This is a genomic window from Streptomyces sp. NPDC048185, assembly GCF_043202495.1.
Taxonomy (GTDB): domain Bacteria; phylum Actinomycetota; class Actinomycetes; order Streptomycetales; family Streptomycetaceae; genus Streptomyces.
Genome location: NZ_JBIDAN010000004.1, coordinates 441,059 through 461,318, shown reverse-complemented (window position 1 = coordinate 461,318; position 20,260 = coordinate 441,059). Strand labels below are relative to the sequence as shown.

General features: G+C 71.6%; 17 protein-coding genes. 14 read left to right on the top strand and 3 right to left on the bottom strand.

What is annotated here, in order from left to right; genetic code table 11:
• The first annotated feature begins 20 nt into the window (after positions 1–20).
• The 3 genes from glpK (at position 21) to ACGF3H_RS15555 (ending at position 4,667) form a co-directional block, all read left to right on the top strand.
• Positions 21–1,538: a glycerol kinase GlpK gene (glpK, locus tag ACGF3H_RS15565; protein WP_362500306.1), complete on the top strand. Its 1,518-nt coding sequence runs from the start codon at positions 21–23 to the stop codon at positions 1,536–1,538.
• A gap of 83 nt (positions 1,539–1,621) precedes the next feature.
• Entirely contained in the window at positions 1,622–3,532 is a 1,911-nt protein-coding gene (locus ACGF3H_RS15560; protein WP_362500333.1) for an amino acid transporter, read from the top strand.
• Between the two features lie 157 nt (positions 3,533–3,689).
• Positions 3,690–4,667 carry an intradiol ring-cleavage dioxygenase gene (locus tag ACGF3H_RS15555; RefSeq protein ID WP_362500307.1) on the top strand — a complete coding sequence of 326 codons (978 nt, stop codon included), beginning with the start codon at positions 3,690–3,692 and terminating at the stop codon, positions 4,665–4,667.
• 128 nt (positions 4,668–4,795) lie between these two features.
• Here the strand turns inward: ACGF3H_RS15555 and ACGF3H_RS15550 are convergent, their stop codons facing one another.
• The 3 genes from ACGF3H_RS15550 to ACGF3H_RS15540 all read right to left on the bottom strand — a co-directional run bounded on the left by ACGF3H_RS15550 (position 4,796) and on the right by ACGF3H_RS15540 (position 6,997).
• A complete protein-coding gene (locus ACGF3H_RS15550; RefSeq protein WP_362500308.1) occupies positions 4,796–5,218 on the bottom strand; it encodes a hypothetical protein in 423 nt (140 codons plus the stop codon).
• Between the two features lie 86 nt (positions 5,219–5,304).
• The gene (locus tag ACGF3H_RS15545) at positions 5,305–6,420 is read right to left on the bottom strand and encodes a PP2C family protein-serine/threonine phosphatase (protein ID WP_362500309.1); all 1,116 of its coding nucleotides are present in this window, start codon (positions 6,418–6,420) and stop codon (positions 5,305–5,307) included.
• Positions 6,421–6,586: 166 nt separating this feature from the next.
• Positions 6,587–6,997, bottom strand: coding sequence for a four-helix bundle copper-binding protein (locus ACGF3H_RS15540; RefSeq protein ID WP_362500310.1), 411 nt, complete (start codon positions 6,995–6,997; stop codon positions 6,587–6,589).
• 246 nt (positions 6,998–7,243) lie between these two features.
• Here ACGF3H_RS15540 and ACGF3H_RS15535 point away from each other — a divergent pair, with 246 nt between their 5' ends.
• The 11 genes from ACGF3H_RS15535 to ACGF3H_RS15485 all read left to right on the top strand — a co-directional run bounded on the left by ACGF3H_RS15535 (position 7,244) and on the right by ACGF3H_RS15485 (position 20,225).
• Positions 7,244–8,365, top strand: coding sequence for a hypothetical protein (locus ACGF3H_RS15535; protein WP_362500311.1), 1,122 nt, complete (start codon positions 7,244–7,246; stop codon positions 8,363–8,365).
• 55 nt (positions 8,366–8,420) lie between these two features.
• Positions 8,421–8,810 carry a hypothetical protein gene (locus ACGF3H_RS15530; protein WP_362500312.1) on the top strand — a complete coding sequence of 130 codons (390 nt, stop codon included), beginning with the start codon at positions 8,421–8,423 and terminating at the stop codon, positions 8,808–8,810.
• Between the two features lie 699 nt (positions 8,811–9,509).
• Positions 9,510–10,229 (top strand): IclR family transcriptional regulator, encoded by a 720-nt coding sequence (locus tag ACGF3H_RS15525; RefSeq protein WP_362500313.1) that lies wholly within the window; start codon positions 9,510–9,512, stop codon positions 10,227–10,229.
• A gap of 378 nt (positions 10,230–10,607) precedes the next feature.
• Positions 10,608–12,377 carry a hypothetical protein gene (locus ACGF3H_RS15520; protein WP_362500314.1) on the top strand — a complete coding sequence of 590 codons (1,770 nt, stop codon included), beginning with the start codon at positions 10,608–10,610 and terminating at the stop codon, positions 12,375–12,377.
• Entirely contained in the window at positions 12,374–13,228 is an 855-nt protein-coding gene (locus ACGF3H_RS15515; RefSeq protein ID WP_362500315.1) for a hypothetical protein, read from the top strand. Before ACGF3H_RS15520 ends, ACGF3H_RS15515 begins: the two co-directional genes overlap by 4 nt.
• Positions 13,225–14,229, top strand: a complete 1,005-nt coding sequence (locus tag ACGF3H_RS15510) for a membrane dipeptidase (RefSeq protein WP_362500316.1) — start codon at positions 13,225–13,227, stop codon at positions 14,227–14,229. The genes ACGF3H_RS15515 and ACGF3H_RS15510 overlap by 4 nt, the downstream gene beginning before the upstream one ends.
• Before the next feature lie 185 nt (positions 14,230–14,414).
• On the top strand, positions 14,415–16,043 hold the full coding sequence (locus ACGF3H_RS15505) for an ABC transporter substrate-binding protein (protein WP_362500317.1): 1,629 nt from the start codon (positions 14,415–14,417) through the stop codon (positions 16,041–16,043).
• A 3-nt stretch (positions 16,044–16,046) separates the two neighbouring features.
• Positions 16,047–17,168, top strand: coding sequence for an ABC transporter permease (locus ACGF3H_RS15500; RefSeq protein ID WP_362500318.1), 1,122 nt, complete (start codon positions 16,047–16,049; stop codon positions 17,166–17,168).
• Positions 17,165–18,052, top strand: coding sequence for an ABC transporter permease (locus ACGF3H_RS15495; protein WP_362500319.1), 888 nt, complete (start codon positions 17,165–17,167; stop codon positions 18,050–18,052). The genes ACGF3H_RS15500 and ACGF3H_RS15495 overlap by 4 nt, the downstream gene beginning before the upstream one ends.
• Positions 18,052–19,209 carry an ABC transporter ATP-binding protein gene (locus ACGF3H_RS15490; RefSeq protein ID WP_393816489.1) on the top strand — a complete coding sequence of 386 codons (1,158 nt, stop codon included), beginning with the start codon at positions 18,052–18,054 and terminating at the stop codon, positions 19,207–19,209. Before ACGF3H_RS15495 ends, ACGF3H_RS15490 begins: the two co-directional genes overlap by 1 nt.
• Positions 19,206–20,225 (top strand): ABC transporter ATP-binding protein, encoded by a 1,020-nt coding sequence (locus ACGF3H_RS15485; RefSeq protein WP_362500321.1) that lies wholly within the window; start codon positions 19,206–19,208, stop codon positions 20,223–20,225. Before ACGF3H_RS15490 ends, ACGF3H_RS15485 begins: the two co-directional genes overlap by 4 nt.
• The last annotated feature ends 35 nt before the right edge of the window (positions 20,226–20,260 follow it).

Below are 20,260 nucleotides of genomic sequence, written 5' to 3'. Positions count from 1 at the left end.
CGGCTGGAGAGGCAGACATCATGGCGGACTTCATCGGCGCGGTGGACCAGGGGACCACCAGCACCCGATTCATGATCTTCGACCACGGCGGCAACGAGGTGGCGAAGCACCAGCTGGAGCACGCGCAGATCCTCCCGCGTTCCGGGTGGGTGGAGCACGACCCGGTGGAGATCTGGGAGCGCACCAACTCGGTGATGCAGAACGCCCTGCGCTACGGCGGCCTGTCGGCGACCGACCTGACGGCGATCGGCATCACCAACCAGCGTGAGACCACGGTGGTGTGGGACCCCCGCAACGGCCGCCCCTACTACAACGCCATCGTGTGGCAGGACACCCGCACCGACACGATCGCGGCCAACCTGGAGCGCTCGGGCAAGGGCGACGTCATCCGCCGCAAGGCCGGACTGCCCCCGGCGACGTACTTCTCCGGCGGCAAGATCCAGTGGATCCTGGAGAACGTCGACGGGGTGCGCGAAGCGGCGGAGCGGGGCCACGCGCTCTTCGGCAACACCGACGCGTGGGTCCTGTGGAACCTGACGGGCGGCCCCGACGGCGGCATCCACGCCACCGACGTCACCAACGCCAGCCGCACCATGCTGATGAACCTCGAGACGCTCGACTGGGACGACGAGCTGCTGGGCTTCTTCGACATCCCCCGGGCGATGCTGCCGGCCATCAACGCCTCCTCGCACCCGGAGGCTTACGGGGTGACCCGGACGACCCGGCCGCTGCGCGCTCCCCTGCCGATCGGCGGGGTCCTCGGCGACCAGCAGGCGGCCACGGTCGGGCAGGTGTGCTTCCGCCCCGGTGAGGCCAAGAACACCTACGGCACCGGCAACTTCCTGGTGCTCAACACCGGTACGGAGCTGGTCCGTTCCCAGCACGGTCTGCTCACCACGGTGGCCTACCGGTTCGGCGACGAGCCCGTCGTGTACGCGCTCGAGGGCTCCATCGCGGTGACCGGCTCCGCCGTGCAGTGGCTGCGCGACCAGATGAAGATCATCAAGACGGCCGCCGAGAGCGAGGATCTCGCCCGCACCGTCGACGACAACGGCGGCATGTACTTCGTCCCCGCCTTCTCCGGCCTCTTCGCACCGTACTGGCGCTCCGACGCCCGCGGGGCGATCGTCGGCCTCGCCCGGTACAACGACAACGCACACCTGGCACGGGCCACCCTGGAAGCCATCTGCTACCAGAGCCGCGACGTCGTGGAGGCGATGGAGGCGGACTCCGGGGTCCATCTCGACGTGCTCAAGGTCGACGGCGGCGTGACCGCCAACGACCTGTGCATGCAGATCCAGTCCGACGTCCTCGGTGTCCCGGTCAGCCGTCCCGTCGTCGCCGAGACCACCGCACTGGGCGCCGCCTACGCCGCCGGACTGGCCACGGGCTTCTGGCGCGACACCGACGAACTGCGCACGCACTGGCACGAGTCCAGGCGGTGGGAGCCCCAGTGGTCCGACGAGCAGCGCGCCGAAGGCTACGCCGGCTGGAAGAAGGCGGTGGACCGCACGCTCGACTGGGTGAAGATCCCCTGAGCGGTCAGCGCCCGAGCACCGGCCCGAAGGCGTCACGCGTGTCCGCGCCCGGGCACCCGCCACCCCGCCGCCTGCGGACGTGGATGCTGGAGGGCCTGTCCGACATGGGCAGGGAGGGCGGCCCTCAAGGACCGCACGCCCAGCCCGAACCGCCGCACCAGGGCCGGGCCTGGTACCGGGTGATGTGCCTCACCGGCGTCGACTACTTCTCCACGCTCGGCTACCAGCCGGGCATCGCCGCCCTGGCCGCCGGACTGCTCTCCCCGGTCGCCACCATCGTGCTCGTGGTCGTCACCCTGGCCGGTGCGCTGCCCGTGTACCGGCGGGTGGCGCAGGAGAGCCCGCACGGGCAGGGCTCGATCGCGATGCTGGAGCGGCTGCTGACGTTCTGGAAGGGCAAACTGTTCGTCCTCACCCTGCTGGGCTTCGCGGCGACCGACTTCCTCATCACCATCACGCTGTCCGCGGCGGACGCCGCCACGCACCTCGTGGAGAACCCGCATCTGACCGACGCCCTGCACGACAAGCAACTGATCATCACGTTGTTCCTGATCGCGCTGCTCGGCGCGGTCTTCCTCAAGGGCTTCCTGGAGGCGATCGGCGTCGCCGTGGTGCTCGTGGGGATCTACCTCGCGCTCAACGTGGTGGTCGTCGTGACGGGCCTGTGGCACGTAGCCACCGACGGGCACCTCGTCACCGACTGGACCAGGGCCCTGACCGCCGAGCACGGCGACGTCCTCGCCATGATCGGCGTGGCACTCGTCGTCTTCCCGAAGCTCGCGCTGGGCCTGTCGGGCTTCGAGACCGGCGTGGCCGTGATGCCGCACGTCCGGGGCGACGCGTCCGACACGGAGGAGCAGCCCACCGGCCGCGTCCGGGACACGAGGAAGCTGCTCACCACGGCCGCCCTGATCATGAGTGCCTTCCTGATCACCACCAGCTTCATCACCACCGTGCTGATCCCGGAGAAGCAGTTCGAGTCCGGCGGCGAGGCCAACGGGCGCGCACTGGCGTACCTGGCACACGAGTACCTGGGGAACGGCTTCGGCACGGTCTACGACGTCTCGACCATCGCCATCCTCTGGTTCGCCGGAGCCTCCGCGATGGCCGGGCTGCTCAACCTGATGCCGCGGTACCTGCCCCGCTACGGCATGGCACCGCACTGGGCGCGCGCGGTGCGCCCCATGGTCATCGTCTTCACGCTCGTCGGGTTCCTCGTCACGTGGATCTTCGACGCCGACGTCGACGCACAGGGCGGTGCCTACGCCACCGGTGTCCTCGTGCTGATCAGCTCGGCGGCCGTCGCGGTGACCGTCGCCGCCCGCAGGGCCGCGCAACGGGGCTGGACCATCGCCTTCGCCGTCATCGCCGCGGTCTTCCTCTACACCACCGTCCTCAACGTCATGGAGCGTCCGGACGGCGTCAAGATCGGTGCCTGCTTCATCGCGGCCATCGTCCTGGTCTCCTTCCTCTCCCGGCTCGCCCGCTCCTTCGAGCTCCGCGTGACCGAGGTCGAGCTGGACGTGACGGCGGAGCGTTTCGTCCGGGACATCGCGAGCCGCAAGCTCCAGTTCATCGCCAAGGAACCCGACGACCGGGACGTCGCCGAGTACCGCGACAAGGTCGAGCAGATCCGTGCGGACAACGAGGTCCCGTCGCACGAGGACTTCGTCTTCGTGGAGGTGACCGTCACCGATCCCTCGGAGTTCGAGTCGGGTCTGACCGTCCACGGCGAGGTGATGCACGGCCGCTACCGCGTCCTGACGCTGGAGGGCTCCTCGGTCTCCAACGCCCTGGCCGCCTTCCTCCTCCACGCCCGTGACCTCACCGGCCAGACCCCCCACATCTACTTCGAATGGACCGAGGGCAACCCCTTCGCCAACTTCCTCCGCTTCTTCCTCTTCGGTCACGGCGAGGTCGCCCCGGTGACCCGGGAGGTGCTGCGCGAGGCCGAGCCCGACCGCTCCCGGCGCCCCCGGGTCCACGTCGGCTGAGGACGCCACCGCCCGACCACCCGGACGCCGGCCCCGGCAGCGCCCAGGCAGCACCACCCGGCCGGCCATGGGCCAGACCGTTACCGGCCAGAGGTTGGCGCATTGGCGGCGGGTGATTCACACCGGGCTGACAGGCACCGTCCCTACGGTCGCGTGCATGTCGAAAACCGCTCCCGAAGAGCCTGACAACGCCCTCGTCTCCCGACTCGTCTCCCGCCGGCGCATGCTGCTCCTGGGCGGCGCGGCCGGCGCCGTCGCCCTCGGCGGGGCGAGCGCCGCAGCGAGCGCCGCCGGCCGGAGCGCCACCGGCGCCGGCACCCTCGCCTCGGTGAAGGCGGCCGCCTCCGCGTCCAGCGCCTGCATGTCGCTGACCACGGAGCAGATCGAGGGCCCGTACTACATCGACTACGAACTCTTCCGGAAGAACGTGGTCGAGGACCGCACCGGAGTGCCGCTGCTCCTCGTGCTGCGCGCCGTGGACAGCGCGACCTGCAAGCCCATCCGCAACTCGGCCGTCGAGATCTGGCACTGCGACGCGTCCGGCGTCTACTCCGGCTACACCCAGATCGGCAACGGCGGCGGAACGCCTCCCGGCCCTCCGCCCTCCGGCACGCCGACGACGCCTCCGGACGGCCCGGGCGGTCCGGGCGGCGGTGGCGGTGGCGGTCACGCGACTCCGACCGACGACCTCACCTGGCTGCGCGGCATCCAGATGACCGACCACCAGGGCTTCGTCACCTTCCGGACCGTCTTCCCCGGCTGGTACAGCGGCCGCGCCGTCCACATCCACACCAAGGTCCACACCGGCGGCTCCCGGACCTCCGACGGCTACACCGGCGGACGCACCTGTCACACCGGCCAGTTCTACTTCTCCGAGGAGTCGGTGAAGGCCACCGCGGGCGTCGCCCCCTACTCGGCGAACTCCGTCACGCGCGTGACCCTCGACCAGGACTCGATCTACCCGGGAACCGGCACACCGGGCGGTCTGCTCGAGCTCGTCTACGACAAGAGGCACGTCGAGCGCGGCGTCATCGGACACATCACGATGGCGGTCGACCCCAGCGCCACGAACGACGGCGAGGGCGCACCCGGGGGCGGCCCCGCCCCCACCGCGTCCCCGGCCCCCTCCGCCTGATCCGTCGACGTCGGGCACGTGCGGCGGGCACCGCATGCGCCGGCGACCGCGCGGTGGCCGCGGGGCTCCTCCCGGTCCGACCCCGGAGGGGCCCTCGGCCTCAGCGACCCTCGCCGGCGAACACGTGGCTACACGGACTTCAGGGGCTCCTTGAAGGATTTGCGGAACACCGGTCCGGCCAAGGGAATGATCGGTGAGAGCACCTTCGCCTTGAGCGAGCTGGGATGGCGTTCGAGTTGGACGTCGATGCGCGTGCCGTCGCTCGTGGGCGTCATCCGGAAGTCCCACCCGCCCGGCCCGAAGGGGGTCGAGTCGTGCGTGGTGACGGTGACCCTGTTGTGCGACGGATCCCACTCATAGCGTGCGTGCTCCCACGACTTGCCGTTCCCTTCCGTGACCTCGGCCCAGGTCTCGCCCCTCTCGTGGACCGCGAAGTGCTCGGCATCGATGGACGGCCACCGCTCCACCCGCGAAGGGCTGAAGTCGGTCAGTACCCCCATCACCTCGGAGGGGGTCATCGAGGAGTTCATGTGGAAGTGCAGGGATGGCATGGCCTGCTCCTTGGTGCGAGAAGGCGGAAGCGTGCGTCCGGCCCCCTCCCAGCATGCGCGCACCGTTGCTCTCGCGCACCAGCGTGTCAGGCGCGGGGCGTGACGGGGCGTTCGACGACGATCATGGCGGCGTCGTCGTCCAGGTGACCGCCGACGTGGTGCAGCAGGTCGCGCCGCAAGCGCCCGAGGAGAGCGTCGGGGTCGCTCTCGGTCCAGCCGGTGACCCGCTCGGCGAGCGGGTAGAAGGTGCCGGCGGGGTCGCGGGCCTCGGTGACGCCGTCCGTGTACAGCAGCATGAGGTCTCCCGGGAGGAACGGGAAGGCCTCGACGTGGTAACTCGGGTCCGTCAGCTCGCCCAGTCCCAGCGGTGGTGCGGGATGACGGGCGTTCATCGTCGTCGGCCGGCCCTCGCGCAGGACGATGGGCGGAGGGTGCCCGCAGGAGACCATCTGAACGCGGTCGCCCCGGTCGGGGATGTCCAGGACGGTGGCGGTGATGAACGTTTCCCCGTAGCGGGCCGTCTCCCCCGGCTCCGTCAGGTCCCAGCACACACTGCGGTCGAGGTAGGCCACCAGCTCGCCCAGGCTCGCCCGGCGGTGAGCCGCGACGCGGAACGCGCCGAGCAGCAGCGACGCGTCACCGACCGCGGTCAGCCCCTTGCCCCGCACGTCGCCGACGATCAACCGGGTGCCGGAGGCGGTGCGCGCCGCCGCGTACAGGTCGCCGCCGATCCGGGCCTCGGCCTCCGCGGCGAGATAGAGGGAAGCGGTGCGCAGCGGACCGAGCCGGCCGGGCAGCGGGGGCAGGACCACCCGCTGGGCGGTCTCGGACACGTACCGCACCTGGGTCAGCTCTCGCGCGCGGCGTTCGCGCACCACGCAGAAGACGACGAGGCTCGCTCCCACGAGCAGCAGGGCGAGCACCTGTGCCTCGTGGTTGGCGGAGAGCAGTTCGCCGGTGTCGCGCAGCACCCCGATGACCGTCTGCGCGATCACCGCCAGCGCGGCCACCAGTCCCACGGTCCAGGGCCCGCCGAACAGGGGGGTGATCGCCGGGGCGGCGACGAGCAGCGGCCCGAGGTGGATGTGGGGCGGCGCGAGAACGTCGGTCACGGACACCGCGACGATCCACGCGATCGGGATGGCGACCAGCGCCCGACCCGGTCGGTCCGGCCGGCGAAGTCCGTCGAGCCCTTGTGACATGCCTCCTCTCTACACCGTGCTCGGTCCGTGCGCACCGCCGGTACGGGCTCGGCACCCCTCCCACCAGCAAGGCCGCGCGCTGCGCCTGCCGGGGTGACTCCGCACCCCGGCACGGTCGAGCCGGCGGGACACCCACGGCCCACGGCCCGGTTGTGCGGCGGGAGGGTCAGCCCAGACGCGCGAGCAGGTCGTGGCACGCCTGCTCGCAGCGCCGGCACGCCTCGGCACAGACGCGGCAGTGCTCGTGCATGTCCGCGTGGGCGGCGCACTCGTCGCCGCACGCCTTGCAGACGGTGGCGCAGGCCTGCAGGACGGCCCGGGCGATGTCGGCGTCGTAGCCGGTGTGTCGGGAAAGCACCGATGCGGTGGCGTTGCAGATGTCGGCGCAGTCCATGTCGGTGCGGATGCACTTGGTCAGATCGCCGACCATGCCCTCCGACAGGCAGGCGTCGGCGCACGCGGTACACGCCTGCGCGCAGGCGATGCACTCCTCGATGCACCTGGCCATGGCTTCCCGGTCCACGCCTCCCAGGTCCGCGGGGTAGGTGCGGAGCATCTCGTTGACGGAAGTGCTCATGAGCCGCTCCTGTTCTGCTGCTGGTGTGCTGCTGCCGGCGCGGCATGGGACAGTGCGCGCCGCGCGGTGCCTGCCGGGTTTCACCCGACCGCGTCCCGCAAACGGCCGCCGCGTGCCGCCCTCCGGCGCTCACGCCGAGCCGTAGGCGTGGCGGCGCTGCGTCGGTCGTCGTCGCCGGATGGAAAACACGTTGGCCGGTGAGCCGTAGTGCTGCGACGATGCCTTTGTTTCTCCCGCGGAGGATCTTTGTTCGTCTTTCTCTGTGCCGACTGTGGGGCCAGGCTGACCGTCCCGCTGTCGCAGGTCGCGCTGCCGGTCCACGCTCACCAGAAGTACGGCAACGGAACCCAGCCCCCGGTGCTCATGGAGTCGGGCACGTTCGCCGTGGACCCGGAGCCCTGGGGGCCGCCGTGGCGGAGGTGGGAAGAGATCGCTCCGGAGGAAGCGACCGCCCGCGGTGTCCACGCGCCGGTGTTCGCCCTCTCCGACGGCGCGCCCGGCGCCGTCGTCATCGCGCCGGGCGATGCCACCGGTACGGCCCTGATCCCGGAGGCACGCGCGGGCGGCTACTGCTGCGGCCTCGACGGCGCCGACGGCCCCAACGTGGCCTGCGTGGAGTGTTCCCTGCCCGTGGCGAGCCGCATCGACGACTGTTCGCTGTGGCAGGCGCTGTGGCTCGCCCCGAACGCCGTACGCCGCGTCCCTGTCGACGGCGCCGGTGCCGCGCCGCTGTCCTGGTCGGAGCTGATGGAGACAGGTGAGGGCACGCCCCCGTTCGAGCCGATCGCCACGTGGGCGTCGCGGACGGCGGCCGGGCACTGGTCGAACCACTGGTGGTCGTGGAGCCCGCAGTGGGAGGCGGCGGCCGGTCAGGCGCTCGCCCACCTGCTGGCGGCGTCGGAGGGCCGACCGGTGACCGTCCCGGACGGCTTGGCCGGCCAGGTCTTCCAACGCGCGCTCGACGCCCTGCTGCCCGCGGGCGGGCCCGCGAGGAGTGCCGCCCTGGCCGGACCGGGACTGCCGGTTCCCGGCGAGGACACAGCCATCCTCCTCGTGCCGTCCCACCCTCGGACGGGAAGGACCTGGGCCCCGGCCCTCCCAGCGCCGCACCTGGTGCCTTTGCCGTTCGGCGTGTGGCTTCGACTGGCCTTCCCCGAGCCCGACCCGCCCGCCCCCGCGTCAGGGACACTTCCCGACGGCGCCCTCCGCGACGACTTCGATCCGCCCGCGGCGCGCCCCCGCCACCTGTTCCGGGCCGACCCGGAAGTGTTCCGGCGCACCCTGGTCCGGCTGCCGGCCGTCCGCAGTCCGTGGCTGCGCGAGATACTCGACGACCTGACGCACCACATGCGAAGTGGCCTCTTCTGATCGATCCGTTCCGGGGGCCGGTGATCGTCTCGGACCGCACCACCAGGAGGAAACAGTGTCAGACCCGCGACTGCTCACCCCCGAGGAGAAGCTCGCCGCCGCGAAGAAGCTGTTGAGCCTTCCCCGTATCGTCGCGATCTGCGGCTCCACCCGCTTCATGGCCGAGATGAACGAGGCCGATCTGCTGGAGACGAAAGCGGGAAGGATCGTCGTCAAACCAGGCTGTGACATGAAGTCGCCGCACGAGCTCTGGTCCGATCCGGTCGAGGCCGAGGCGCTGAAGGTCCGGCTCGACGAACTGCACCGGGCGAAGATCCGGCTCGCCGACGAGGTGCTCGTGGTCGGCGACTACATCGGGGACAGCACCCGAGCCGAGATCGCCTACGCCCGGTCGCTGGGCAAGCCCGTGCGCTTCACGCACCCCGAAGTCGACCCTGCCGCCTGACCGCCCGCCGCCGCCACGGCACCCCGGGCAGTGGTGCGGGTGCGCTCACGGGCGGCCGGGCCGGGGCGGCGCGGATCAGCTCGGCCAGGGACGTTCCTTGCAGATGTGCCCTGGCCGTGAGGGCGAGACCGTCGATGTCCGCCCCGCCTCGGCGCCGTCTCCGTCGACTTGCCCTGCCCCGTCGCTGAACTGGCCCTCCAGCACGTCGCAGTCCGCCGCAGCCATGCCGCTCTCGTCGGACGGACTCACCCTGGCTCCTCCCCGGCGCTCAGTCCGGCCGCCCGATCAGCGTCAGGGCTGCGGGCCGGCGTCTCCGCGAACTCGGCATCACCGTCGCCGTCACTTGGCAGCGAGCCGCCGCCGGAGACGCCTACGCAGCCGAGGTCACGATCAGCGCCGCGCTGCGCAGGCCGAACGCGACGCCGGAACTGCTCCGCGTCGACAGCCAACCGGCGTGTCCAAGACTCTCCTGTCACCGCATGGAAGACAGGTGGGGACCCCTCGCCGTAACTGGCGAGAGCTCACATTCCTTGGTTTGAGCGATGCAGTGGAGTCAATTCGAAGGCCAGCACAGGTGAATACCAGGACTCATGGCGTGTCTGACATTTCCCTTCCGGCGACCATTGACGGTCCGGCTGGTGCGGTGTTTAAGTGACGCGTCTCGATCGGAGACAGTGTCCTCTTATAGGAGACAGCGCAGTGGTCACTCAGATCCTCACCTCGTCGCTCAAGACGCTGGAGGTCCTCGCCGCCCTGGCCGACGAGCCGCAGGGCGTAGGGGTCTCCGAGCTCGCCCGTCGTACCGGCGGCAACCGGGGCTATGTGCACCGGCAGTTGGTCACGCTGTGCGCCGGTGGCTGGGCCGAGCAGGCGGAGGACGGGACCTACCGGCTCAGCCTCCGTGTCTCCAGGCTCTCCGACGCCGCGTTCGCCCAGGCGGGGCTCGGCCACCGGGCCACCGCGGCGATGGAGGAACTGGCCGCCCTGGTCGACGAGACGGTGTCGCTGGCCGTCCTCGACGGTGACTCCGCCCGGATAGTGCAGCGGGTCGAAGTGGACCGGCTGCTGCGCGTCGACTCCAGGATCGAGGCGCGGATGCCGATCTCCGACACGGCCTCCGGCCGGGTACTCACCGCATGGGCACTGCCGCACGATCTGGCAGCGCTGCGGGACGCGGGCGTCCCCACCGCCCGCGACGACGAATTGGAGCACATTCGGCACCTCGGCTACGCGATCTCGCTGCCGAACCGGCTGGAACCGACAGTTGCCGTGGCGGCCCCGGTCTTCGACGCCAGGCGCCGAGTGATGGCCGCTCTGTCCGTGGTCGGCCCGATGGTCCGCTTCGACGCCGAAGCCGCGGCAGGCGACGCCATGGCCTGCGCGGCCCGCGTCACCAAGATCGTCTCCGGGAGCAGGTGACCGCCGTCGTCCGACCCCCCTCGCCACCGGGCTCTGACCCGGTCCCCGTCCGCAGCCGCCGCTGCCACCCGCACGGTGCCGACCCTCTCGTCCGCCCGAACCCCACGGCCCCGTGGCGCCGCCGCCCCTGACCCCGGGCGGGCCCCGCCACACCGCCCGCTCCAGCGCACCACCTCGCGGCCGGACCGCACCCCTGGCCGGCGTTCCCCCGTTCACCCTCCCCGCGTGCCCGGCCCTGGGCCGTCTTCTGCTGCCCTGCCGCCCGTCACGCACCCGCCTTGTCACCCCACACGGGCCGGATCACTGGCCCGCGGCGACGACCGCCGCACCGCCCGCGGCGGCCGTCGCACCGTGTGACCCGCACGAAAGGAACCATCCGTGGCACCACAGCCCAGCCCGGTCGGCCTGGTCGGCCCCGTCGGCCGACCGGCCGACGAGATCATGACATCTACCGCCCTCTCCTCCTTGCAGGCCGGGCGCCTCTCGTCGGCCCGTTCCCTGGTCAACCGGATGCTCCGAGAGGGCTGGCGCGTCGAGCGCCGCTCGCTGACCGTCGAGGCGGACGGCAGCGGTGAGGCCGTCTACCGCATCCACACGGCGGACCGGGCGATGGACTTCGTGGCCTTCGCCTTCCCGCCCTCCTCGCAGGAGCGCACCCTGCGCATCTTCGACCTGGGGTGGGACATGATGGGCGCCCTCCTCGACGGTCCCGCCACCACCGAGGACATCGAGCACACCCGCAACGAGATGCCGCGCCTCTACCACGGCCGGGCCACGGCGCACACGCTCACCTGGTGCCGCGCCAACCGTTCGCTGCGCGTCTTCGAGCACGTCGTGGAGGCGCTGGCCGCGGGCCGGCAACCCGACACCGTCGCGCTCGCCCGTGTCGGCTACCTCATGCGCAACATCGGGCTGGACGGAAACGGCACCTTCGGCACCCGGACGTTCCTGGCATACGGCGAGGACCATCCTCTGGCGGTGCCGTACCACGCCCAATTGCTGTCCGCCTACATGATGCGTGAGCTGAGCGCGGACCTGGTCGAGGCGCTGGCCGCCCGCCGTTCGGACACCGCGGTGGCCCTCGCCCCGCAGGTCCGCCGCTTCCTCGGCGTCGGCAACAGCTCCGCGCTCGGACTGGTCCTCTGGGTCAGCAACCACCCGGTGCTGGTGGACCGCTGGATCGCGCTGCGCGAACAGGCCCTGGCCCATGCCCGCGGCCTCAGGGCGGCCCCTGGTACCGCCGTCAGGGACACGCTGGTCGCACTGCTGGAGCGGGCCGCGCTGTACCAGAGCGAAGACGTCAACGAGTACACCTGTTTCACCCCCGCCGAGCGGATCGTCGCCGACCTGCGCCGCGTACTCGCCGCGATCCCCGGACGCGCCGCTGCGGCCGAAGCGGACGGCCGGGTGCCGACGGTGGCCGAGTTGGTCGACGGCGTCGAGGACGTCTGTGACGAGGCCGCCGAGGTGGTCAACTCCGTACTCACCGAGCTCGACCCCGAGGAGTCGGACCGGCTCGCGGCGGAACTCACTGTCAACGAGACGTTCCGCCGGGACGCTTCGATGGCCATCGGTGAGCTTCGTGAGCTGCTCGCCGAGCGGTACGCCTGGGCCCTTGCCGTCGACCGGACCGCACCGGGCGCGGTCTCCAACACCTGGTACAAGTCCCGGTCGGCGGAGGAGCCCAGGTGCGGCGCCACCGCCGAACTGCCCGAGGGCACCATCGATCTCACCGTGGACGTACCCGGCATGGTCCAGCACCTCGACGGCGTACTCGCCACCGAGGAGGACCCGGCGCTGCCCGTCGGACGCCTCCTCGCAGCCCGCCCCGAGCTGCGGGGAGCCGTCGAACGCCTCCAGTCCCTCGCCGGACACGCGTATGCCGTCCCGCACGCCAACATCCGCGACGCCGCCTTCGTGCCTGCGCGGATCATCCGCTTGGCGAACGCGGCCCTCTACGGCTTGGAACGCACCAAGGACTACCTGGGCCGCGACCTGCGCGGCGTGATCTTCCAGGGCGCGCCCACGGCGGCCGACCTCGGCGCCGGCGCTGTGGGCCCGTGGTTCTGGCCGGCCATACCGCGCCCCGCCGACACCCTTGTCCTCGAAGCCCCCGTGCCCGCCCCCTCGAACGGAGCCGCCCGATGACCTCCGCCACGCTCGCCAGTGCTCCCGGGAGCGACGGCACCGCCGACCGCCTGGGCCGCACCTGGCAGAACGCCTCCGATGCCGAGACGCTCCGGCTGTCGCTGCGTGAGCTGCGGCTGGTCAGCGAGCGGCTGCTTCAGGCCCAAGGTCTCGCCCTCGGCGCCGTTCCCGCAGTGCGCGATCTGGTGCTGCATGCCCAGGCGGCCGGGTTGCCGGCTCTGCAGTTCCTCTCCGAGGGGCTCAGCGCCGCCGACCGTGCCGACGCGGGCCGGGTGGAGATCGTCGCCGAGATCCCGGGTGCTCTCGTGGTCGACTGTCTCGGCCAGAGCGCCCTCGTCGTCGCCCCCGCGCTGCTCGACCTGCTCCAGGCCGGACCCGGGGAGCGGGTCACCCTGTGGGCGGGGCGCGTCGAACACGCAGGCCTCGCCGCCGTGCTGGAGCACCAGGGCACCGACCGCGGAGTGGTACTCACCGTGACGCCCGCCCCCTCGGCCGCCGCACCGGCCGCTGGGCTGCCCCCGGTGCCCGACGAGTTGGCCGGCAGCGGCGTACTGCTCGTCATGGAGCGCCGGGCGCCCGAGCTGCCCGATGATCCCGAGTTGCTGCGTCTCCTGCCGCTCGTCGGCTCACTGCCCGCCGCCCGCGCGGTACACACCGGAGTGATGATCTCCGCAGCCCTGTGGTGGTCGCTGTTCGAGGACTCCGCACGTGCGCTGTCCACCGAGTCGGTGACCTCGCTCAAGCACGCCGGCGCGACCGCCGTCGACGAGAACGGCGTGATCGAACCCGACCTCACCGACGACGTGGACTTCGTCGGTGGCACGGCCAAGAAGGAGCAGGAGCAGCGATGAACATCGACGGACTCGAGTGCGGCGTCTTCAACCGGACGGTCTTCGAGGAGTTGCACGCCGGGCGCGTGGACTGCGTGACGAACACCATCGCGTTCTGGGAGAACGCGGCGGAGACCATGCAGGCCCTCGCCGACTGGTACGGCATGGAACGCGACAACGCCGATCTCATACGGATCGCGTACTCCACGGCCGACATCGAGGAGGCGGCCGCCGAAGGCCGTACCGCGGTCCTCATGGGGACCCAGAACGCGTCCCCGATCGAGGACCGGCTCGACTACATCGAGCTGTTCGCCCGCATGGGCCTGCGGGTCATGCAGCTCACGTACAACATCCAGAACACCCTGGGCGCGAGTTGCTACGAGACCACCGACGCGGGCCTGACGCGCTTCGGCCGCAACGCCGTCGAGGAGATGAACCGCTGCGGCATCGTCGTCGACTGCTCCCATGTGGGCGACCGGACCTCCTACGACGCCATCCATGCCTCGGCCGTCCCGGTGGCGATCAACCACGCCAATCCGCGTGAGTTCTTCGACCACGCCCGCAACAAGCGGCCCGAGGTCATCGACGCGCTCGCGGAGCGCGGCGGGGTGCTCGGCCTGACGATGTACCCGAACATCGCCGGCGAGTGGTGCGAGACCGTCGAGAGCTGGTGCGAGCTCGTCGCCCGCACCGTGGAGCGGATCGGTGTCGACCACGTCGGCGTCGGTTCCGACCTCGGGCGGTTCCTCACGGAGGAGCACATGGTGGAGATGCGCAAGGGGCACTGGACGCGCGGCCCCGAGTACGGGGCGGGCAAGCCCGGGCAGTCGCCGGTCGTGCCGGACCCGGAGTGGTTCGAGACGGCGGCCCAGTTCGGCAACATCCCCGCCGGGCTGGCCAAGGCCGGCTTCTCCGACGACGAGGTCGAGAAGCTGTGCGGCGGCAACTGGCTCCGCCTGTACCGGCAGACCATCGACGTGGACCTGCAGGGCGGCCGGGGGGCCGTACCCGTGACGGCCTAGACGCGCGCGGACCCGGCGGGGCCGAACCCCCGCCGGCTCCCGCGGACCGGCCGCTCCGGTACCTGCACCCGCCGAGGGCACCGGCCGCCGGCCGTGCGCACCCGGTGCCTGCCCCGTCCCGGGACGCCACCAGGAGCGACGTCCCCCGACTCCTCCCTGCCCGTCTCTCCGAGTGGAGACTCCCGATGCCCCACCGCCCCCTGCCGCCCCGGACCCGGCGGCGTACCCTCGCCGCCCTCACTCTGGCCTGCGCCCTGACGGCTTCGCTCACCTCCTGCGCGACCGCCGGCGTCTCTGTCGAGGCAGCGCGCCACACCCTGGTCATAGACACGGCCTTCAACGCCAAGTCCATCGATCCGGCGCGCGTCTACCAGCCGACCGACTACCTCGTCGACCACGCCCTGTACGAGACGCTGACCACCTACCGCGGCGAGGACCTGCGCACTCCCGTGCCCGGTCTGGCCACGTCGTGGTCCAACTCGGAGGACGGGCAGTCCTGGACGTTCGAGCTCCGCAAGGACGCCCGTTTCTCCGACGGCAGCCCCGTGCAGGCGAGCGACGTCGTCTTCTCCTTCGACCGGCTGCGTCACGTCGACGCCAGCCCGGCCTATCTGATGGCCGGGGTCTCCGTGGAGGCCACGGATGCGCGGACGGTCGTCCTCACCACCGAGTCACCCCGCGCCGATGTGCCCGCGATGCTCGCCACCCCCCAGTTCGGAGTGGTCAACGCCGACGTGGTGCGCGCGCACGGCGGCACCGACGCGAAGGACGCGGTCACCGAGGACAAGGCCGAGATCTGGCTGAACACTCGGTCCGCGGGCTCGGGGCCGTACCGGCTGAAGAGTTACAGCAACTCCTCGCAGATCGTCCTGGAGGCCAACCCGGAGTACGCCGGTGACGCACCGGCATATCCCCGGGTGATCATCCGGAACGTGCCGTCCGCGCAGCAGCAGTTGCTCGGGGTGCAGTCCGGTGACTCGCAGATCGCCCTCGACATATCCGCGCTGCAGACCAAGGGCCTGAACGACGACAACCTCGTGGTCGACGACAGCCGGGCGGCCGAGGTGCTCTATCTCGCGGTCAGCCGCGCGAAGAACCTCCCCAGCGCCTCCGCGGACGTGCAGAAGGCGATCCGGCTCGGCATCGACTACGCGGGCCTCGTCGAGATCGCCGGCCCCGGCTCCACCCAGGCCACCGGCATCCTGCCGACCGTCTTCACCGGAGGCCTGGGGAAGGCGGACGCCGCCGCGTACGACCCCGGGGCGGCCCGAGCCCTCGTCGAGAAGGCAGAGAAGGAACAGGGCCTGGAAACAATCGAGCTGACCCTCGACTACGCCAGTGACTACCACCGGCTGGCCGGCCTCGACTACGGCGTACTGGCCCAGCGCATCCAGAGCGACCTGGGGAAGATCGGCATCACGGTCACGCTCCGGCCCTCGCCGACGTCGACCTCCCTGCAGCGGTATGTGGACGGCAAGACGCAACTCGCCCTGTGGTCCTACCCGCCGGACTACCTCGACCCCCAGAACATTCTCGGCTTCGCGCCCGGCGACTTCCTCTCCAAGCGGGTGCACTGGCCCGCGAAGGACGCCCCCGGACTCGGCACCCTGACGAAGGCGGCGTACGGCTCGGTCGACGAGCGGGACCGGCTCACCGCCTACACGGCGTGGAACCGTGCGATGAACGAGGACGGCCCCTTCGTCCCGCTGCTGGAACCGAACTTCGTCACCGTCGCCTCGGCCGAGGTCACGGGACTGGTCCGCAATCCGCTCTACTACCTCGATCTGGCCACGCTCGGCCGCTCGGAGGGGTGACCCATGACCGAGACCGCCCCCAGCCCGGCTCCCGCCGGACCGGCCCCCGCACCGGCGGGCCCGCCGGTCCCCGCGAAAGACGCCCGCCGCGGCCGCCGCAGGGTGCCGCCCCTGCTGGCGTACGCACTGCGCCGCGTCGCCTCCTCGGTGCTGATCGTCTTCGGCGTCACCCTCGTCACCTTCCTGCTCAGCTCCGTCGTCCCGGCGGACCCGGCCACCGCCAATCTCGGCCAGCGCGCCCTGGACGACCCCGAGATCGTCGCCCGCTACCGCGCCGAGCAGGGCCTCGACCGGTCGCTGCCGGTGCAGTACGCCTCTTACCTCGGCAACCTCCTCACCGGAGACCTGGGCACCTCGCAGCAGACCCAGCGCCCGGTCCTCGACGACCTCGCCGAGAAGCTCCCCGCCACCCTCGAACTGGTCGTCGCCGCCACCGTGATGGCCCTGGTCACCGGTGTTCTCTTCGGCGTACTCGCCGCGAAGGGGCGCGGCGGACGTCTCGACCGGATCTCCCGCACCCTGTCGCTCACCGGGGTCTCCCTGCCGACCTTCTGGATCGGCATGGTCGCCGCCGTGCTGTTCGTCAAGAATCTCGGCATCCTGCCCGGCTCCGGGCGGCTCGCCCCCGCCCTCGACCCACCGGGCCAGATCACCGGCTTCTACACGGCCGACGCCCTCCTGGCAGGCGACCTGGGCGCCTTCGCATCCGCAGCCGCTCATCTCGTCCTGCCCGCCTCGGTCCTCGCCCTGTCCGTCGTCGGCATGGTGCTGCGTTTCACCCGCAGCGCGGTGCTGGAGGCGCTGTCGTCCGACTTCGTCAAGGCCGGGCATGCCAAGGGCCTGCGGGGGCGCGGCGTCCTGTGGGGCTACGCGGTGCGCTCGGCGTCCGGCCAGCTGATCACCGCCACCACTCTCTCCTTCAGCCTGCTGCTCGCCGCGACCGTCTACATCGAGCAGCAGTTCTCCTGGAACGGCATCGGCCAGTACGCCTTCCGCAGCTCGACCAACCTCGACCTGCCCGCCGTGATGGGCGTGTCCATCCTCATCGCCTTGGTCTTCGTCGTGGTCAACCTGGTCGCCGACCTGCTGTACGCCGCCTTCGACCCGAGGATCCGCCTCTCATGACCGCTACTTCGACTCCGGTCACCGCACTGGGCCACCGCGGGGGACGGGTGGCCGGCGCCTGGCGCTGGGCACGCCGCAACCCTGCACAAGGCGTCGCCGTCGGCGTGCTGCTTGTCTGGACGGTCGTCATCGTCCTCGCCCCCGTGCTGGCACCGTACGACCCGCTCGACCAGAGCGCCGTACCCCTCGAGGGCGCCTCGTCCGCGCACTGGCTGGGCACCGATCCCGCCGGGCGCGACGTGCTCTCGCGTGTCCTGTACGGCGCCAGGCTCTCAGTACCGGTGGGTCTGCTGCTCATCACGGTGACCGCCGTGATCGGCACGGTCGTCGGTCTCGTCGCGGGCTTCTTCGGCGGCTGGGTCGACGAGGTCCTGATGCGCGTCACCGACGTCGTCTTCGCCTTCCCTGTCATCATCCTGGCGATGGCGGTGGCTGCCTCGCTCGGCCCGTCCCTGCCCAACTCCGTGCTCGCAGGCGCCCTCGTCTGGTGGCCCGGCTACGCACGCACCGTGCGCTCCGCCGTGCTCTCCCTGCGCGAGACGGACTTCGTGCACGCCAACCGGCTCGCCGGAGTCGGTTCGGTCCGCTCCATCCTCGTGGACCTGGTGCCCGGCATCGCCGGTTCGCTCCTCGTTCTGGCCATGCTCGACGTCGGCGGCGCGATCCTGCTCCTCGCCGGGCTGTCCTTCCTCGGGCTGGGTGCCAGGCCGCCGGCCGCAGAGTGGGGATCGATGGTCTCCGAGGCGTCGCAGTACTTCAACCAGTGGTGGCTCGCGGTCGTGCCCGGGCTCGCCATCGTCACGGTCGTGGTCGCCTTCAACGTCCTCGGTGACGCCCTGCGCGACCGGCTCGACCCCAAGCTCTCGACGGCTGGAGAACGATGATGAGTGGTGACCGGACCCTCGACGCGCGCACCCCGCTGGACACCCGCGCGGGTACGGGCACGGCACGCACCGGTACGACGGAATCCGGTACGGCCGCCGAGCCTCTGCTGCGCGTACGTGACCTGACGGTCACCCTGCTCCGGGGCGGGCGCGATGTGCGGCTCGTCGACGGTGTCGGTCTGGAGGTGCGTCCCGGCGAGGTGCTGGGCGTCGCCGGGGAGTCCGGCAGCGGCAAGACCGTGACCGGCATGACTCTGGTCGGCCTCGGACCCGACCGGGCCACCGTCACCGGGTCGGTCCGCTTCGACGGCCGGGAACTGGTCGGACTTCCCGACAAGGAGTGGGGGCGGGTGCGCGGACGGGACATCGCGGTCGTCTTCCAGGACCCGTCCTCCGCCCTGCATCCGATGCTCACCGTCGGCCGGCAGCTCACCGATCACGTCCGCCGCCACCAGGGCATCAGCCGCAAGCAGGCGGCTGCCCGCGCGGCCGAACTGCTCGACATGGTGCGCATCCCGGGCGGGGCCTCGGCCGCCGCCCGCTACCCGCACCAGTTCTCCGGCGGCATGCGCCAGCGCATCGCCATCGCGTCCGCCCTGGCCTGCGGCCCGCGCCTGCTCATCGCCGACGAGCCGACCACCGCCCTCGACGTCACGGTCCAGGCCGGAATCGTCGAACTCCTCGACGAGCTGCGGCGCGAGACGGGCATGGCCGTCGTCATGGTCACCCACGATCTCGGAGTCCTGTCCTCCATCGCCGACCGGATCGCCGTCTTCTACTCCGGCCGCGTCATCGAGACCGGCACTGTCTCAGAAGTCATCGGCGCTCCTCAACACCCCTACACACGAGGCCTGCTGCAGGCCCTGCCGCACTCCTCGCTCGGTGCACGCTCCGTTGTCGGGCACACCGTGCCGCTGCGCCCCATCCCCGGTTCGGCCCCCGCCGCCGACGCACCGGTTCCCGGCTGCCCCTTCCACCCGCGCTGCTCGTCTGCAGTCGACGGCTGCGACCGCACCCGTCCGGAGCCGGTCACCATCGGCCCCGCCCGTACGGCCGCCTGCGTACTGGTCGAGCCCGGCGTCGCCCGCCCCGCCGACCCCCCACCGACTCCCGGCCCCGTCTCCGCGGCCGATGCCCCCGCCAGGAGGAAGGCATGAGCGTCCCCGCAGGCCACCCGGCCGCACCGCTGCTCCGCGTCGAGGACGTGGTCGTGGAATATCCGCGCAAGGGGCTGCCCCCGACGCGTGCCCTGGCCGGCGTCGGCCTGGAGATCGCCCCGGGCGAAGTCGTGGGCATCGTCGGGGAGTCCGGCTGCGGCAAGTCCACCCTGGCCCGGGCCATCACCGGTCTCGCCCCGGTGCGGGCGGGCTCGGTCTCCTTCGACGGCACGCCGGTCGGCACCATGGGCCGCCGCCGCCGCGCCGCCGGCCTGTTGCCGTTGCAGATGGTGTTCCAGGATCCGAACGCCTCGCTCAACCCCCGGCGCACCATCGGCGCGCAGATCCAGGAAGTCGTGGCCGCTCGCGAGCGCGCGCAGGGCACCGGGCGCGGCCGCCGCGACCCGGAGAGCGCCCGCGAGGCCGTGGAGGCGTTGCGCCGGGTCGGCCTTCCGGACGGAGCGGCGGACAAGTACCCGCACGAGTTCTCCGGCGGGCAGCGACAGCGGGCCGCGATCGCCAGGGCGCTCGCCTCCCGCCCGAAGCTGATCGTCGCGGACGAGCCGGTGTCGGCCCTCGATGCCTCCGCGCAGGCGGCGGTGGCGAATCTGCTGCGGGACCTGTCGCGCGAGGAAGGCATTGCGCTCGCGTTCATCTCACACGACCTGGCGGTGGTCGGTGCGCTCGCCGACCGGGTGGTCGTCATGTACCTGGGCCGAGTCGTCGAGACGGGCACCGTCGAGCACGTCTTCAACGCGCCGCGGCACCCTTACACCCAAGCCCTGCTGGCCGCCGTGCCCGTACCGGACGGCACCGGTTCCCGCCCGCAGGCGCTGACCGGCGAGGTGCCCGATCCGGGCAGCCCTCCGCCCGGCTGCCGCTTCCACCCCCGCTGCCCGCTGGCCGTCGACCGCTGCCGGACGGACGAGCCCGTTCTGCTGCGGACGCCAGGCATGACGGTGGATTCCGAGGTGGCCTGCTGGGTCGTGCAGGCCGAGGAAACGGCGGCGGTCTGAACGCGCGACGCCCCACCGGAGGGCCCGCACGCCCG